The sequence below is a fragment of the Geobacter psychrophilus genome (genome assembly GCF_056821595.1).
On the sequence record NZ_JBXDTU010000004.1, the window covers coordinates 2,630,701 to 2,647,684 of the forward strand.

Genomic DNA, 16,984 nt, shown 5'->3' on the forward strand with positions numbered 1-16,984 from the left:
GAGAACCCAATGTCATCACCCGTTTCATTCGTCGGTGCAGGACCAGGTGCAGCAGATCTTATCACCGTCCGGGGGGCGCGCCTGCTGCGTCATGCTGATGTGGTCATATTCGCCGGCAGCCTGGTCGACCGGGAGCTGGTGCGCAGATATGCCACCTCCGCCGATGTATTTGATTCGGCCGGCATGACCCTGACGGAGGTCATTACCGTCATGATGGATGCGATCGCGGCCGGTCGGAGCGTGGTGCGCCTGCATACCGGCGATCCCTCGATTTACGGCGCCATTCAGGAACAGATGGAGGCCCTTGACCGGATCGGCATTGACTACCAGGTTGTTCCGGGTGTCACCAGCGCCTTTGCCGCTGCCGCCGCACTCAAACAGGAACTGACCCTGCCGGAGGTCTCCCAGACGGTGATCTTCACCCGGGTCGAGGGACGTACCCCGGTGCCGGAGAACGAGCAGTTGGCCAAGATTGCCGCGCTGGGTGCCACCCTGGTGATCTATCTGTCGGTCGGCATGATCGAGAAGGTGGTCGAACAGCTCCTGCAGGGGGCCTATACGCCCCAGACCGCTGCTGCGGTGGTCTGCCGGGCTTCCTGGGAGGATGAACAGATCATCCGCGGCAGCCTGGGCGATCTTGCCGCTACCGTGCGTGCAGCCGGCATCGACCGCCAGGCGCTGATCATCGTCGGGGACGTGCTGGCGGCACGCCGTGACGGTCTCAAGGCCAAATCGCTGCTCTACGACGGTGAGTTCACACATGGATTCCGCGCAGGCATCGTGGCCTGACATGCGGGTGGCAATCATCGCCATAACCCGCAACGGGGCCATGCTGGGCAAGAAGCTGCGGGGCAGCCTGCCCGGCTCGCAATTGTACGTAGCCGCCCGCTATGCCGGCCAGGCCGGGAAAGAACGGCAGCTCTTCGAGCCCGCTGACCTGCGGGCGCTGATAACTGCTCTCTGGCATGAAGTGGACGGTTTTGTCCTGGTCATGGCCACCGGCATCGTGGTGCGCATGATCGCGCCGCTGCTGGAATCAAAACAGAGCGACCCGGCCGTGGTGACCATGGATGATGCCGGCAGGTTTGCCATCGCGCTGCTCTCGGGCCATCTGGGGGGCGCCAATGAGCTGGCCGAACGCTGCGCCTATCTGACCGGTGCCCGGTCGGTCATTACCACCGCCACCGATGCCAATGAACTGCCCTCCTTTGACATGCTGGCCAAGGAGCAGGGCTGGGTGATCGACGACATCAGCGGCGTCAAGACCCTCAACCGCCTGCTGCTGGATGATGAAACGATCGCGGTGGTCGACCCCAGTGGGAAAACGCGCACCTGGTTTCATGGCCGGGGGCGGCTCTCTTTTTTTGAAACTTTTACTGAAGCCTTGAAAATCACGGCGCAAGGATTCCTGTTTGTCACCAACCGCCAGCTGCCGCCCCAGACGATGCCGGCTAACCTCCTGATCCTGCGCCCCCGCAATCTGGTGCTGGGCATCGGCTGCAACCGCGGCACATCCGCCGCAGAGATTGATGACCTGGTCAGCGCTCACCTCAAACGGCTCTTCCTTTCCCCCAGGAGCCTGTGCTGTATCGCCTCGGCTGCGGCCAAGCGCGACGAGGCCGGGCTGATCGCCTTTGCAGCTCAATATAACTGTCCGCTACGGTTCTTCGAGAGCCAGGAACTCAACGATGTGGCTTGTCCGACACCACCATCGCAGCATGCCCTGGCCGCCATCGGTGCCGCCGGTGTGGCCGAACCGGCGGCCCTGTTGGCTTCCGGCGGCGGACGTCTGCTGCTGAAAAAGGTCAAGTCGGAAAATGTTACCCTGGCGGTAGCAGAGATCAAGGAAGGTTCTGGTGACTGATGTGCAATTGATAGCCATAACCATGGGTGACCCCTGCGGCGTAGGCCCCGAGATCATCGTCAAGGCGCTGACCCATCCGGATTGTGCCGCTGGCTGCATACCGGTCGTGATTGGTGATCCCGGCGCGCTGCAGCGGGCCTTGACGACCTGCGGTTCTCCTCAGAGAATCGTGGAGATAGCGACCCTGGAGCAGGCCCGGCAGGTGGCAACGGGGCAGATTCCCCTGCTGCCGCTCTCGCAGCTGGCTGCAGCTGACCTGCAGTACGGTCAGCCGACGGTTGCGAGCGGTGATGCGGTTTTCAGGTATATCTGTGCTGCTGCCCGTTTCTGTCTGGATGGCCAGGTGGCGGCCATGGTCACCGCTCCGATCAACAAGGAGGCGATGCATCGGGCCGGGCATGATTACCCCGGTCATACCGAGTTGCTGGCCGAACTGTGCGGAACGGACAACTTTGTCATGATGCTGGCCGGGGACGTGCTGCGGGTCAGCCTGGTGACAATTCACGAGGCCTTGCAGGATGTCCCGCGCCTGGTAACCTTTGAGCAGGTCCTCAAGACCATTCGCATCACTGCAGAAGGGGTGTCCCGCCTGACCGGCACGCAGGCGCCGAAGCTGGCGGTGCTGGCGCTCAACCCCCATTGCGGCGAGGGGGGCAAGTTCGGCGCCCAGGAAACAGAGGTTATCGCTCCGGCGATTCAGGCCGCCCGACGGGAAGGCATCGATGCCGTCGGGCCGCTTTCGGCGGATACGCTCTTTCATTTTGCCCAGCAGGGGGCTTATGACGGCGTGGTTGCCATGTACCATGACCAGGGCCTGATACCGCTCAAAATGCTGCACTTCGATGACGGTGTCAACATCACCCTGGGGCTGCCGATCATCCGTACCTCGGTGGATCATGGCACCGCCTATGACCTGGCGGGGACCGGGCAGGCCTCGGAGCGGAGCATGCTGGCAGCCATCAGGATGGCGGTGCAGATGACGAAGTCCCGCTAACAACGCATTTATGTTCTGCATCAGTACTTTTTTGCCTCCGCAGCTGTAAAAGGATATACTTACATCCATGCCCAGCGCATCACCTGTCATATGTTTGCCCAGTGCGAAATTGTCACGGTATCTTCCGTTGATTGTCACATTGCTGGTCTGCCTGTTGTCAACTATTCCCGCATTTGCCGTTCCGCATGACCCTTCCGGTATTACGACCGTTATTGTCGGCGGCGACCGCGATTACCCTCCCTATGAGTTTATCGATGCCAAAGGACAGCCCTCCGGCTACAATGTGGAGTTGACCCGCGCCATCGCCGAGGTGATGGGGATGCGGGTGGAGTTCCGCCTGGGAGGCTGGTCGGAGATGCGCAACGCCCTGCAAAGCGGCAAGGTCGATGTGCTTGAGGGGATGTCCTATTCGATGGAACGGAGCAGTGAGGTTGATTTCTCCCTGCCTCACACCATTATCAACCATGCCATATTTGCCCGCCGCGACTCGCCCGTGGTCAATTCACTGGAGGATTTGGAGGGCAAGTCGGTGGCTGTGCACCGTAGCGGCATCATGCACGACTACCTGGCTCGGAACGGGTTTCGCGGCAGGCTGGAGCTGACCGACACCCCGGCCGACGCCATCCGCTTTTTGGCCGCGGGCAAGACCGACTTTGCCGTGGTGGCCATTGTACCGGGCATGTACCTCATCCGCGAACTGAAGTTGACCAACGTGGAGCCGGTGGTGCGCAACGTGGCCGCCCACCGTTACTGCTACGCCGTTGACAAGGGTAACGGAGAACTGCTCTCCCGCTTCAACGAGGGGTTGGCAATTCTCAAGAAGACCGGACAATACCAGGTGATCTACAATAAATGGCTGGGGGTGCTGGAACCGGCGCCGGTTGACCTGCGCACCCTGGCCAAGCACGCCGCTGTCGTGGTGATACCCCTGGTGCTGCTCCTGGGAGGCTTTGCCCTCTGGTCACGCACCCTGCACCGCCAGGTGGCCCTGCGCACCGCCGATCTGACCCGCGAGATCGCCGAGCGTAAGCATGCCGAGGAGGAGTTGCGCCTCAACCAGCAGCAGCTGGTGCAGGCCGACAAGATGGCGGCTTTGGGGGTACTGGTCTCCGGGGTGGCCCACGAGATCAACAATCCGACCGGCCTGATCCTGCTGGAGGTGCCGACGCTGAAGCGGTTCCACAGCGACGCCTCCAAGGTCCTGGAGCGGTACTACCGGGAAAACGGCGACTTCACCTGTGGCGGGCTGCCCTACTCGCGCATGCGGGAGGAGGTGCCGCGCAGCCTGGAAAAGCTGCTGGACTCGGGCAAGCGCATCAAGCGCATCGTGGATGATCTCAAGGACTTTGCCCGGCAGGGGGACAGTGCCTGCAACGAGATCGTGGACATCAACAGCGTGGCCCAGGCCGCCGTACGGCTGGTGGAACCTTCCATTCGCGAGGCGACCGCCCGTTTCAACGTGTCCTACGGCGAGCATCTCCCGTCGTTCCGGGGCAACAGCCAGCGTATCGAGCAGGTGCTGGTCAACCTGATCCTGAATGCCTGCCAGGCCCTGCCAGACCGGGAGCGGGCCATAGAGCTGACAACCTGCTGCGGGGCGGAGCGGGCCACGGTGGTATTTCGCCTGCGGGACGAAGGGTGCGGCATGACCCCCGAACACCTGGCGCGTCTGACCGACCCGTTCTTCACCACCAAGCGGGACAGCGGCGGGACCGGACTGGGACTGTCGGTCTCAGCCGGGATCGTCAAGGAGCATGGCGGGGAGCTGGCCTTTGACTCAACCCCGGGCAGCGAGACGGTCGTGACACTGACGCTGCCGGCGTTGACTGCCGCTACAGGCGCAAACAGGGAGGAACACCTATCATGAGCGATACCACCTATCCCGATTTCGGCGTGCTGCTGGTGGACGATGAACCGGCCTGGCTCGGCTCCCTGGCGCTGACCCTGGAGAGCTGCGCCGGGATCTCCAACATCACCACCTGCAGCGACAGCCGCCTGGTCATGGATATTCTGGACCAGGGCGCCATCGGGCTGATACTGCTGGATCTGACCATGCCGCACCTGTCGGGAGAGGAGTTGCTGGAGCAGATCGCCGAGCGCCACCCGGAGATTACCGCCATTGTGGTCAGCGGTTTGAACCAGATCGAGACCGCTGTGCGCTGCATGCGCCAGGGGGCCTTCGACTATTTCGTCAAGACCGACGACCAGGACCGGATCGTGGGCGGGGTGCTGCGGGCGGTGCGCATGCAGGAGTTGCAGCGGGATCACCGGGAGATGGCCAGCCGTTTCTGTTCGACCGTTGTCCGGCATCCCGAGGCCTTCGAGGCCATCGTCACCAGCGACCGGGGCATGCTGGCGGTCTTCACCTACGTAGAGGCGGTTGCCAAAAGCCAGCAGCCACTGTTGATCACCGGCGAGAGCGGCGTGGGCAAGGAACTGGTCGCCCGGGCCGTACACCGACTGAGCGGCTGTCGAGGCAAGCTGGTAACGGTCAACGTGGCCGGCCTGGACGATACGGTCTTTGCCGATACACTCTTCGGTCATCTGCGCGGCGCCTTTACCGGCGCCGAACAGGCCAGGCGGGGCATGGTGGAGGAGGCCGCCGACGGCACCCTGTTCCTGGACGAGATCGGCGACCTCTCCATCCCCTCCCAGGTCAAGCTGCTGCGTCTGCTCCAGGAGGGCGAGTATTTTCCCCTGGGCAGCGATCTGCCGAAACGTCTCAAGGCCCGCATCATCGTCGCCACCCATCAGAACCTGCAGGAAAAGGAGCGGCAGGGGGCCTTCCGTCGCGATCTCTACTACCGGCTGCGGACCCACCAGGTCCACCTGCCGCCGCTCAGGGATCGGGCCGGCGATATCCCGCTGCTGCTGGATCACTTCCTGGAACAGGCGGCCCGTGAACTGGGCAAGAAGAAGCCGACCCCGCCCAAGGGCTTGGCACCGTATCTTGCAACGTACTGTTTTCCCGGCAATGTGCGCGAACTGAGGGCCATGGTCTTCGATGCCGTCAGTGTGCACAGCGACCGGATGCTCTCCATGGACGCCTTTGCCAAGGCCATCGAGCCCCTGCGCTCAGCATGCCCGGCTGTCGCGCCTGGCGCCCCGGCCCGCAATCCGTTTGCCGGCTTTGAGCAACTTCCGACCTTCAGCGACGCGGCCGCCTTTCTGGTGATGGAGGCCATGGACCGCTCCGGCGGGAATCAGACCCTGGCGGCGCGCCTCTTGGGTATCTCGCAGCCGGCACTCTCCAAGCGCTTGAAGATGCGGCAGGCCTGATTCCCCCCCTCTGCCAACCCCCATAACCAGCGGTTATAATCATAACCCTTGGCTATATCCTGCCTATCCCGATAAAAATCAGTTAGTTATCGTTGTTTCCCCTTTTGGCCATAACCTCTGGTTATGAGGGTTTCTTTGGCCGTGCGGCCATTGTGGTAGAATTTAACCAGTATAATTAATATGTTGTAAATATCTGCCCGGTTGGCACTCTCCATGCTCTTCATAGATTACGAAGTCGCACTAATCAGCTTAGCGGCTGAATAAGGAGGAATGGTCATGGACTACATCATCGCACTCGAATTCCTGGTTATCATTGCATGCCTGCTGGTGGGCACCCGTTACGGAGGTTTCGGTCTCGGTCTCATCAGCGGCGCCGGTCTGCTCGTCTTCACCTTTGTCTTCCATCTCGCGCCCGGCAAGCCCCCGGTGGATGTACTGCTGACCATCATGGCGGTCATCGGATGCGCGTCGGTGCTGCAGACCGCCGGGGGGCTTAACGTGATGATGCGCTTCGCCGAGAAGATCTTGCGCCGGAATCCCCAGTACATCACCATTCTGGCCCCTATTACGACCTGGAGCCTGACCGTCATGTGCGGCACCGGTCACGTGGTGTACACGATGTTTCCGATCATCTACGACATCGCCATCAAGGAGGGAGTCCGTCCGGAACGCCCCATGGCGGCGGCATCCGTTGCATCCCAGATGGGCATCTGCGCTTCTCCCGTATCCGTGGCTGTCGTCTCACTGGTCGCCATCCTGGCAAAATCCACCCATCCGGTCAGCCTGCTGCAAATGCTGAGTATCGGCATCCCCGCCACGTTCTGCGGTGTAATCGTGGCGGCACTCTGGAGCCTCAAGCGGGGTAAGGACCTGGACAAGGATCCGATCTTCCAGGCAAAGCTCCAGGACCCGGAGCAGAAGGCCTACATTTACGGCGAATCCGCCACCCTGCTGGACAAGGTCTTTCCCAAGGAAGCCTATTGGGCTACCTGGATCTTCTTTGCGGCCATCGCCGCAGTGGTCCTCCTCGGCGCCTTCCCCGAATTGCGGCCGGTCTTCCAGGTTGCCGGGAAAGCCAAACCGCTTTCCATGAACCTGGCCATCCAGATCATGATGCTGACCGCCGGTTCGCTCGTCGTGCTGATCTGTAAGGTGCGCACCCAGGACATACCCAACAGCACCGTGTTCAAGGCCGGCATGGTTGCCGTCATTTCCATCTTCGGGGTGGCCTGGATGGCGGACACCTTTTTCGAAGCGCATTTTGAATTATTGAAGGGGGCCCTGGCGGGTATTGTGGCCACCAAACCCTGGACCTATGCCCTCGTCCTGTTTGTCGTCTCCAAGTTCGTTAACAGCCAGGCCGCGGCCATCGCCGCCATGGCGCCCCTGGGGGTCAGCCTCGGTGTCGACCCGCTGATGATGGTAGCCTTTATTTCAGCCAGCTACGGCTACTTCATTCTGCCTACCTATGCCAGCGATCTGGCCTGCATCAACTTCGACCGCTCCGGTACAACGCGCATCGGGAAATATATCCTCAACCACAGCTTCATCATCCCCGGTCTGATCGGCGTCGGCACCGGCTGTGGCGTAGGCTATCTCCTGGTGAAGCTGCTCATGGTGTAGGCGTGAAATGTTGCAATGGCTATTACTGTTGCCCTCTCAGATAGAATTTTCTTTGAAAACGCAACCAATAGAAGTTATGCTTGCCCATCTTCAAATGAATGAACCTACACAAGGAGACAGGTAATGGCACGAGCAAGCGCCCGCCACATTTTAGTGGCCAGCAAGGAAGCATGTGAAAATCTCAAGACCCAGATCGAAGCCGGAGCTGATTTTGCAGCCGTAGCGAAGGAACACTCGTTGTGCCCGTCAAAGAATCAGGGTGGCGCATTGGGCGAATTCGGCCCGGGGCAGATGGTCAAGGAGTTCGATGAGGTTGTGTTCAGCGGTGAGGTCGGGAAGGTTCTGGGGCCGGTGCAGACCCAGTTCGGCTTTCACCTGCTTGAGGTGACCAGTCGTACCGAGTAAAAATTTTCCATGGGCAGGTAACGGGTGAATAGAAAAAGGCGGCCAGATGGTCGCCTTTTTCGTGAGAGCAGGGCTATACCCGATTGTTATTTCAGGACGCCGAGTATTTTGTTGGCAACATCCTTGCCGCTGATATTGTATGTGCCGGCGGCCAACTGGTCCCTGATGGCAGCCACCCTTTCGCGGCTGATCTCATCCTGGTCCAGAGGTCTGTTCAACTGCTCTGCCTTTGAAGATATATCAACGCTGAAGGCTTCGTCGTTCGAATGGATCGGCTGAGTAGAATCCGAGACAGGGTGCGATGCCGTTTTCTTCGGTTGCGTGTTCATCTGTGGTATTGATCCCATGGTTGCATTTTCAATGTTCATGGCAGCCTCCGTGTAGTACGGTGTGCTCTGTTTCCAGATATAGACTATATCGGCAGACCGCCGGAAAAACTTTAATTAAACCGGTTTTTCGCCCATCTTGCCAAGGATGAAGCGGCCGTAGTTCTGATCGGTGCCCTTGATGTGGCACACAATCCAGTCAACCATGAAGTCCAGCGTCTTCCTGCTGGTCTCGTCACTGTCCTGAAACCCGCCCTGGATCTCTTTAAGTTTCTGAACGAAATAATCATGTTCCTGACGGTGGCTGGTGAAGCCGGGAAAGTTGTATGAGAGCATCAGCTTTTCTTCTGCGGCAAAATGTTCGAAGACGTAATTGATCAGCTTCTGAAGGGTCTCGTCGATCAGGCGCGCTCCTTCACCTTTCTGTACCGCATCGTTGAGGGCATTGATCCAGCCGATCAATGCCTTGTGCTGAGCATCGATAGCAGGAATATGCAGTGCAATACTTTCGTCCCATTCAAGAATCGCCATTCGTTACCTCCCGTTGCCAGATTTTTGGGTAAGATCCAGTTCACGCACGCTTCCGAAGCTGGCCAGCGGTTTGTCGAACTTTGCCGTATCGCCAACCACCACCAGTTTGAAGGCACCCGGCTTCAGATGTTTCCTGGCGGCAGCCAGCACGGCCTCTTTCGTTACCCGCGAGATATTGTCGCGGTAGCTTTCCAGATAATCCGGGGCATAGCCGTAAAACTCCAGGCGCGCCCTCTGGGTTACGATGGAGGCCGGGCTGGTAAAGCCGAACATAAAGGAGTTGATGATATACTCCTTGGCCGCATTCAGCTCCTGATCGCTGACCGGCGCCTGTGTCATGCCGGCAATGATCGACTGCATCAGGGTGATGGCCTTGGCCGTGGATTCGGCCTTGGTCTCGGTCTCGGCAATGAAGCTGCCGGTAAAACGGCGGCCGATATCGAAATGGCTGCCGACATTGTAGGCCAGACCCTGGTTGGTGCGGATTTCCATCGTCAGCCGCGAAGTGAAACTGCCCCCCAGGATATAATCGATGATCCGGATCGCATACAGATCAGGGCTGTCCTTGGTGATGCCCAGGTGTCCCATGCGGATGACGGACTGGTTGACCTCTTTTTTGCCGTAGATGACCTCGGCTGCAAAAACAGGGGCCGGTTGCGGGATCTCCGGCAGAACGGTTGCCTCAAATTTTGAAGGTTTTACGAACAGGGCATTGAGTTCGCGCAGCATGGTTGCCCGGTCGAAGTCGCCGGAGACGGCCAGAATCACGTTGTCGACCCGGAAGAAACGGCGGTGGTAATCAACCATATCCTGACGCGTAATGGCTGCGGCTGACTCGGGTGTGGGGACGTCTCCCAGGGGGTGTCCGGCATAGATGGCCCGGTTGATCTCGCGCCCGGCAATCTCCTTGGGATCGTCGTTCTGGCGGCGCAACCCCTCAATCAGGTGCTTGCGGGCGATATCGACCCGTTTCTCGCTGAACGCGGGACGCAGCAGTACATCTGCGAAGATCTTCAGTGTCCGGCCGAAGTTTTTCGTCAGGCTGGTCAGTGATACGGTACCCATGTCGGGGCCGATGCTGCTTTCTACTGACGATGCCATGAACTCGAGCTCATCGTCCATCTGCTCCGGCGTCAGACCGCCGGCTCCGCCGCTGCGCATGACCGTGCCGGTCAGGGATGACAAGCCGGACTTGGCCGCCGGTTCGTAGACCGATCCGGCGCGTACCATGGCGGTGATGTTGATGATCGGCAGCTCCGGATCGCGCAGCAGAAAGACCGGCATGCCGCACTCCAGCACAACCCGCTCGGCCTTGGGAATGTCGAAACGCAACTCGGGGAAGGTCATGCTGCGGGGATTGGCCTTGACGCTGTCTGCGGCAAAGACTGCCGTAACGGAACATAGAACAAAGGATAATGTAATGATCAGTCGTTTCATTTCAGGCCAGCCCCCTTTTTGGTAATAAAGCCAACCATGCGGTTTTCGCGGGTAAAGTATTCGCGGGCAACCCGTTGGATATCAGCGGGCGTTACCTTGGCCACCTTCTGGCGGTATTCAATCATGTAGCGCCAGCTGCCGGTCGTGGCCTCGTACTCGGTCAGGTTGCGGGCCAGGCCGCCGTTGGTTCCCATACGACGTGATTCTTCGTACTCGATCTTGTTGAGGATGCGCTGCAGGTCCCGCTCCGTAACCGGCTCGCTCTTCAGTCGCTCCAGTTCGGCCAGAACAGCTTCTTCGACTTCCCTGACTGAGTGGGGCGCCCGAGGATTGGCATTGATCACGAACATGCCGGGATAGCGGCTGCCGGGGGCGTCAAATACACCCACCTCGGTGGCCAGCTGCTTTTCGATCACCAGATGCTTGTGAAAGCGCGAGGTGCGGCCACTGCCCAGGATCATGCTGATCACATCCAGCACATAGTCGTCGGGCGCGGTGATGGCCGGTTTATGAAACCCAATGATCATGGTCGGTTCCGATTCCGCCAGCAGTTCTATGCGCCGCTCACCCCCCTGCTTCGGCTCTTCGGCTGTCACCGGTGCCACTGTCTTGCCGGGGAGGATTGCCCCGAAATAGCGCTCCACCAGGGCAATCGTAGCTGCGGGATTGATGTCGCCGACGACCGCTACGATGGAATTATTGGGGGTGTAATAGCTGTGGAAAAACTGCTCGGCCTTGCTGCGCGACAGGTTCTCGATGTCCGTCATCCAGCCGATGGTCGGCTGGCCGTAAGGATGGGCCAGGTAGGCAGAGGCAACAAAGGTTTCCCACAGTTTGCTTTCCGGGTCGGCATCGTAGGAACGTCGCCGCTCCTCCATGACCACCGCCCGCTCGGTGTAGAATTCACGCAAGACCGCATTCTGCATCCGGTCCGACTCTATGGCGGCCCACAGTTCCAGTTTGTTGGAGGGCAGGCTGATCAGATAGGTGGTGCCGTCGCGGCTGGTGAAGGCGTTGTAGCCGACGCCGCCGTTCTTGGAGTACAGCTCGAAGAACTCATCCTTTACGACGAATTTCGAGGCGTCCGCCTCCAGCCCGGCCAGCTGCTTTTCCAGAGCGGCAATTCTGGCCTTGTCGGCATGTTCCCGTTTGGCCTTCTCGGCCATCAGCAGTTGGGCGGTATGTTCGATCTTGTCCAGGATCGGCTTCTCGGCAATATAATCCTTTGTCCCCAGGGTTGTCGTGCCCTTGAACAGCATATGCTCCAGCAGATGGGCGATGCCGCGCTCATCACTGCGCTCGTCGACACTTCCCACCCGGAAGCGGATCCAGGCCGAGACGGTCGGCGAGGTGTGGCGTTCCACCATCAGCAGCTTCATGCCGTTTTTCAGGGTGTGCTCAATAACCTTTTCCTCCAGGCCGACCCTGGGCTCAGCAGCAGGTAGTGCGGCCTGAAGGGTGGTGGTGGACAGGCACAGCGTCAGGGCAATCAGCCAGACATTTTTCATACGGACACCTCTGCTTGATATTTTAAATTGTAATCATACACAGGTAAGGGGGTTTGAATCAATCCATGAATAGTCTTCCGGCCAAAAAACTTGACAACCTTCGGGCGGGGATGCTATCAGAAATGTTCTGATTTTTAAACCTTTTCCTGGAAATCAGGATTCGTGCATTACCGAAGTTGTTTTCTGACGAAAAAACTTCTAACTAACTCATTGGAGGAACAGATGGAACGTACATTCGCAATCATCAAGCCGGACGCAGTCGAGCGCAAGCTGGCCGGTAAAATTCTGGACAGGATCGAATCCAAGGGCTTCAGCATCGTCGGCATGAAAAAGATCAAGCTGACCAAAGCGCAGGCCGAAGGTTTTTACTACGTACACAAAGAGCGCCCCTTCTTCAACGACCTGTGCGCCTTCATGTCCCGCAGCCCGGTGATCGTGCTCTGTCTGGAAAAGGAAAATGCCATCGCTGACTGGCGTACCCTGATGGGGGCCACCAATCCGGCCAACGCCGAACCGGGCACCATCCGCAAGGACTTTGCCGTCAACATCGAGGAAAACTCTTCCCACGGTTCCGATGCACCTGAAACCGCTGCCTTCGAGATTCCTTACTTCTTCAGCGCACTGGAACTCGTCTAGTCCTTTCCATCGCAGCATCATTACAAAAGGCCCTGTTTACGCAGGGCCTTTTCAGATCATTGACAAACCCCGTCTTTTCAGACGGGGTTTTCTATTTCCGGGGCTGTGATGTGCTTGAAGGCCATTTGTACAAAGTTTGTTATGAACCAGCCAAGTTCTTTGAATACCCATTTATAGAGTATTTGGGGCGACTTGAACGGTCGCAGTCGCCTAAATAAACGCAATAAATCGTCCCGGTCGACCACCAGGGCGATCTTCTTCATGTTCTGTACCGCTGAACATAACAGGCATTGCTCAAAGACCTTGCCTCTACCCCGTAACCTCGCATAGCGATGCCCATGCAGTTGCTTGGAATCGGCAAAGCTGCGTTCAACGGTTTCCTTCCGCCTTCGGTAGATCTCCTTTCCCTGTTCCGTGTAACGGTGGCTGTTGACTCTGTCTTTATGGTCCTGCCAGATGTGCCGGGTAACGATTTTGGTGAAGTTTGCCGACCTGGTGCACTGGGGTTGGAGTGGGCATGTTCTGCATTGGGTGGGATCTGATGCGTAGTGACGGTAGCCAAGGCGGTCGGTGGTTCGATAACGGAGGATGCAGCCTTTTGGGCAGGTGTAGCAATCTGTGTCAGTGTCGTATGAGTAGTCACTCTTACGCAAATAGCCTTTGATATGGTTCGGGCGGCGATAGGCAATGGCGCCGTAGATATCCCGGTCTTCAAGTCCCTTGCAGATGCCGGCGGTGAAGTAGCCGGCATCAAGACCGACGGCTTCAGTGCTGAATCCGAATCTCTCCCGCTGACGATCCAGGCGGTCAAGGTAAGGGATGCTGTCATGGACATTGCCTGGGGTCACAAAGGTGTCGGTGATGATGCTGTGGCGACTGTCGACGGTGCGGTGGTCGAGGTAGAAGAATCCCTCCGGTTTGCCTTCCCGCATCATGTAACCACTATCGGGATCGGTGGTGCTTACCTTGGTTTCTTTGGTCTCAGGCTGTGTTTCTTTCTCTTTGAGCGGTTTCTTGCCGTGAGCTTCCCGGTCTTTGGCAATATCCTCTTCCAACTGTTCCATGTAATCACGGGTTGATTTCTGTACATCGCGGACTTCAAACTTGTTCTTGTTGGCGTTGGCCTTGAGATGGGTCGAGTCGCTGTACAGAACGCTGCCATCAACCATCTTGCGGTTGATGGCCTGGACGACGATCTCGTCAAAGATATCCTGATAGATCGTACTCTCGGAAAAGCGCCGGCGACGGTTCTGGCTGATGGTGGAAGCGTCAGGAACCTTGTCGGTCAGGCCGAAGCCAAGGAACCAACGATAGGCGACGTTGACCTGAATGTCGCGTACCAGCTGGCGTTCACTGCGTACGCCAAACAGGTAGCCGATAAAGAGCATCTTGAACAGTACCACCGGATCAATTGCAGGACGACCGTTGTCGGCGCAGTAAAGGCTTCTGACTTTCTCCCGGATAAAACCGAAATCTATCGCCTTGTCGATTTTGCGCAACAAATGATCCTTCGGGACCAATTCCTCGATACTCACAAACTCCATGGAAATCTGACGGGTGTCTTTGTCGATAAGCATGGACGCATTATAAAAAAAGTCCCCGCCAGAGGCGAGGACTTTGTCAGCAGTCTGAAAAGGCCCTGTTTACGCAGGGCCTTTTGTCGTTTTCTGTACCCGGTTATATTTCTAGGCAGCCAGTTTGAGCGACTCGGATTGGAGAATAATCCGGTCATCTTCATAAATTACGGCGTGCGCGTTATGTTCGATGATCTCGTACAGTCGCAGGTATCTCTCGACCTCGGCGGCTGATGCGGTCTTGCGTCCGTAGTACTTGCCGGACTGCGGAAAGACATCGGTGACCACCTGGTCATCATAGATGCCGAAGTCGAAGGAGCTGTTGACGTCACGACCGCTGATTTCATTTGCCGACGGCAGTTCGCTGGTAAAAGCGACTCGCACGTCAATGCCGTCATTATATTGGGCCAGAAGGATCTTCTGGACCTCGGGTTCGTTCATGTCCTCGCGGCTGAGAACAAAGACCCGCGAGATAATCACCCCCCGTTCCAAAGCCCGCTGATTGGACTGGTAGAAGTTCATCAACGCGCCGCGGGTGTTCCAGCCGATGGTAAGGGGATCCACTGCTTTCATTCTCTGGAGTGTATTGTCGGTGCGCTTGGCCGCTTCGAGGTAGTATTCGGTTTCATCGAGGGGGATATAGCCCTGCTGGAGCAGGTGGATCGTGCGCTTGATTCCGTTCAGCAGTTCCTGGGCCTTGATCTGGCATTCCGGATCGTTGATCCGGGCTATGGCAAAGGTGATTTCGTGTGCCTGATTATACTGGGTGGTCAGTTCGCAACGGGTGCTCTCCAGGTCTTCCCGGATCAGGTAGGTCGCCAGGGAAAGGAGTATCCCGATGCCGAAGATGCTGTAGGCCGCCTCGGGTTTGTTGAGCACCATGTGGAAAAAGATGGCCAGTCCCGAACCGGCCAGGAACTCAATAAAAACTGCCATGTGCTTGATTTTTTCGCTGAACTTCATGAACATCCTCCTGTTGGTATGCAGCGCCGGCTATGCCGGCCTGCCGACGAGCGGCACAAAAAAAGCCGGATCGCACGCTATCTGGGAAATTGATAGTTCGGCGACCCGGCTGTCTCATGGAGACCCTGTAGGCTTTCCGTCCCATCCTCGCGGATGGTTTAGTATTATCGCTACCTCAGCTACAAAATGTTACCGGGACACCTTACCCCATGACAGCATCCCTGTCAAGATTCGAATGCGTCTACTATGTTACAACAATGTAAAATCATTCCGTTTTTTGTATACGTACCAGGGGCTGAGCCGCAGGCCGCTATCAGAAAAGGGCACATCACATCGTCGGGGGATGATGTGTCCGGATCGCGGCCACAGGACTCTTTGACATGGAAATTACCTGATATTTCTGATAGGTTGCCTGTGTACGAACAATCTGCTGGACGGAGACCACCATGGCTCATAACGACGTACTACGAAGTATCCGGGACGCCCTGAAAATTGACGACGCTACCATGATACAGATATTCAGGCAGGCCGGCCGCGAGGTTGGCCTATCCACGATCAACTCCTTGATGAAATCCGAAGAGCAGGACGGCTATATCCCCTGCAGCAACCCTGTCATGGGGTTTTTTCTGGATGGTCTGATCATCCATAAGCGGGGTCAGCAGGATGGCAAACCGGTCCCGGCAGATCAGCCGGTCGCGGTGTTGACCAATAATGCCATCCTGAAAAAACTGCGGATTGCCCTGGACCTGAAGGAGGATGACCTGGTCGGGATTTTACAGCTGGCGGGTATCACGGTATCAAAACACGAACTGACCGCTTTGTACCGAAAACAGGGTCACAAGCATTATAAGGAATGCAGCAATCAGTTTCTCAAGGATTTTCTAAAGGGGATTGCCCTGCGTACCAAGGGTTGACGCAAGGCTCTTGATCAGCGCCCGTGCCTCGGCCAGCGGGTCGGAGTCACCTGCCACCCAGTGGATAGTCACGCCATGTGTCTCCATCCTGCGGAACCAGTTTTCCTGGCGCTTGGCAAAATCATGGATGGCGCTGTTCAGCTTCTGGAACATGTCGTTACGGGTCAGTTCGCCCCGCAGGTGCGCCCCCACAAAACGGTACTCCAATCCATAGTAATTCAGCCGTTCCCAGTTGACTCCATTCTCGTGCAAACGCTGTACCTCTTCGATCATCCCGTTATCCAGCCGCTGCCGCAGGCGCTCGGTAATTCTGGTGCGCAGTTCAGCCCGCTCCCAGCGGATGCCGATGGTCAAAGGACGGATATCCGGGCAAGGAAGCTGCCGAGGGGTGGCTCCCTGCTCATGCTTGGCAATCTCAATGGCACGAATTGTTCGTCTGCGGTCCAAAAGGTCGCTGGTATTGTGCTGGTCGGGTTTCAACGCCCGCAACAGATCAACCAGCTCCGCGTCACTGCGCCCTTCCAGGTCGCAACGCAGCTGCACATCCTCGGGAACCTCTGCCATCCGGTAGCCGCGCAGGACGGCATCTAGGTACAGGCCGGTGCCGCCGCACAGAATCGGCAGATTGCCGCGCGTCGTTATCTCTCCAAAGGCTTCATAGAACAGGCGCTGGAAGGCAAAGACACTGAACTCGGCCCCGGCATCCAGGCAATCGATCAGGTGGTGGGGCACCGCGCCGTATTCGTGCAGGTCCTTGCCGGTGCCGATGTCCATGCCGCGAAAGACCTGGCGCGAATCGGCCGAGATGATCTCACCGTCCAGTTCTCGGGCCAGGGCAACTGCCAGGCGGGTTTTGCCCGAAGCGGTCGGAGCGAGGATTGTCAGCAGGTTGATGGGGAGAGATCGTGTCATGTTGTGCGTCTTTGTGAT

At 58.0% G+C, this 16,984-nt stretch carries 16 protein-coding genes and 1 riboswitch; of the genes, 9 read left to right on the forward strand and 7 right to left on the reverse strand.

Annotated features, from left to right (window positions below):
• The first annotated feature begins 9 nt into the window (after positions 1–9).
• From cobM to ACOCF6_RS14745, 7 genes are all read left to right on the forward strand, one after another.
• Complete coding sequence (gene cobM / locus ACOCF6_RS14715) at positions 10–789, forward strand: precorrin-4 C(11)-methyltransferase (protein WP_482461089.1); 780 nt, start codon at positions 10–12, stop codon at positions 787–789.
• A 1-nt stretch (position 790) separates the two neighbouring features.
• Complete coding sequence (locus ACOCF6_RS14720) at positions 791–1,864, forward strand: cobalt-precorrin 5A hydrolase (RefSeq protein WP_482463366.1); 1,074 nt, start codon at positions 791–793, stop codon at positions 1,862–1,864.
• Positions 1,865–1,886: 22 nt separating this feature from the next.
• Positions 1,887–2,858 carry a 4-hydroxythreonine-4-phosphate dehydrogenase PdxA gene (pdxA, locus tag ACOCF6_RS14725; RefSeq protein WP_482463368.1) on the forward strand — a complete coding sequence of 324 codons (972 nt, stop codon included), beginning with the start codon at positions 1,887–1,889 and terminating at the stop codon, positions 2,856–2,858.
• 67 nt (positions 2,859–2,925) lie between these two features.
• A complete protein-coding gene (locus ACOCF6_RS14730) occupies positions 2,926–4,725 on the forward strand; it encodes a transporter substrate-binding domain-containing protein (RefSeq protein WP_482461090.1) in 1,800 nt (599 codons plus the stop codon).
• Positions 4,722–6,137 (forward strand): sigma-54-dependent transcriptional regulator, encoded by a 1,416-nt coding sequence (locus ACOCF6_RS14735; RefSeq protein WP_482461091.1) that lies wholly within the window; start codon positions 4,722–4,724, stop codon positions 6,135–6,137. The genes ACOCF6_RS14730 and ACOCF6_RS14735 overlap by 4 nt, the downstream gene beginning before the upstream one ends.
• A gap of 276 nt (positions 6,138–6,413) precedes the next feature.
• Complete coding sequence (locus tag ACOCF6_RS14740; protein ID WP_482461092.1) at positions 6,414–7,760, forward strand: anaerobic C4-dicarboxylate transporter; 1,347 nt, start codon at positions 6,414–6,416, stop codon at positions 7,758–7,760.
• 123 nt (positions 7,761–7,883) lie between these two features.
• Entirely contained in the window at positions 7,884–8,165 is a 282-nt protein-coding gene (locus tag ACOCF6_RS14745; RefSeq protein ID WP_482461093.1) for a peptidylprolyl isomerase, read from the forward strand.
• Between the two features lie 86 nt (positions 8,166–8,251).
• Here ACOCF6_RS14745 and flgM read toward each other — a convergent pair whose 3' ends face one another.
• The 4 genes from flgM to ACOCF6_RS14765 all read right to left on the reverse strand — a co-directional run bounded on the left by flgM (position 8,252) and on the right by ACOCF6_RS14765 (position 11,967).
• A complete protein-coding gene (gene flgM, locus ACOCF6_RS14750; protein WP_482461094.1) occupies positions 8,252–8,533 on the reverse strand; it encodes a flagellar biosynthesis anti-sigma factor FlgM in 282 nt (93 codons plus the stop codon).
• A 75-nt stretch (positions 8,534–8,608) separates the two neighbouring features.
• Positions 8,609–9,022, reverse strand: a complete 414-nt coding sequence (locus ACOCF6_RS14755; protein ID WP_482461095.1) for a bacteriohemerythrin — start codon at positions 9,020–9,022, stop codon at positions 8,609–8,611.
• A 3-nt stretch (positions 9,023–9,025) separates the two neighbouring features.
• Entirely contained in the window at positions 9,026–10,459 is a 1,434-nt protein-coding gene (locus ACOCF6_RS14760) for a M16 family metallopeptidase (protein WP_482461096.1), read from the reverse strand.
• Positions 10,456–11,967, reverse strand: coding sequence for a M16 family metallopeptidase (locus ACOCF6_RS14765; RefSeq protein ID WP_482461097.1), 1,512 nt, complete (start codon positions 11,965–11,967; stop codon positions 10,456–10,458). The genes ACOCF6_RS14760 and ACOCF6_RS14765 overlap by 4 nt, the downstream gene beginning before the upstream one ends.
• Before the next feature lie 222 nt (positions 11,968–12,189).
• Between ACOCF6_RS14765 and ndk the strand changes: the two genes are divergently transcribed.
• Positions 12,190–12,603 carry a nucleoside-diphosphate kinase gene (gene ndk / locus ACOCF6_RS14770; protein ID WP_482461098.1) on the forward strand — a complete coding sequence of 138 codons (414 nt, stop codon included), beginning with the start codon at positions 12,190–12,192 and terminating at the stop codon, positions 12,601–12,603.
• Between the two features lie 77 nt (positions 12,604–12,680).
• Here ndk and ACOCF6_RS14775 read toward each other — a convergent pair whose 3' ends face one another.
• Entirely contained in the window at positions 12,681–14,180 is a 1,500-nt protein-coding gene (locus ACOCF6_RS14775; protein ID WP_482461099.1) for an IS1182 family transposase, read from the reverse strand.
• Between the two features lie 108 nt (positions 14,181–14,288).
• A complete protein-coding gene (locus ACOCF6_RS14780) occupies positions 14,289–15,140 on the reverse strand; it encodes a hypothetical protein (RefSeq protein ID WP_482461100.1) in 852 nt (283 codons plus the stop codon).
• 96 nt (positions 15,141–15,236) lie between these two features.
• Positions 15,237–15,313, reverse strand: a riboswitch (cyclic di-GMP riboswitch).
• 273 nt (positions 15,314–15,586) lie between these two features.
• On the opposite strand from ACOCF6_RS14780, the gene ACOCF6_RS14785 reads away from it, so the two are divergent.
• Complete coding sequence (locus tag ACOCF6_RS14785; protein ID WP_482461101.1) at positions 15,587–16,054, forward strand: YehS family protein; 468 nt, start codon at positions 15,587–15,589, stop codon at positions 16,052–16,054.
• On the opposite strand, the gene miaA is transcribed toward ACOCF6_RS14785, so the two are convergent.
• Positions 16,022–16,966: a tRNA (adenosine(37)-N6)-dimethylallyltransferase MiaA gene (miaA, locus tag ACOCF6_RS14790; RefSeq protein ID WP_482461102.1), complete on the reverse strand. Its 945-nt coding sequence runs from the start codon at positions 16,964–16,966 to the stop codon at positions 16,022–16,024. The genes ACOCF6_RS14785 and miaA overlap by 33 nt on opposite strands.
• Positions 16,967–16,984: the final 18 nt, after the last annotated feature.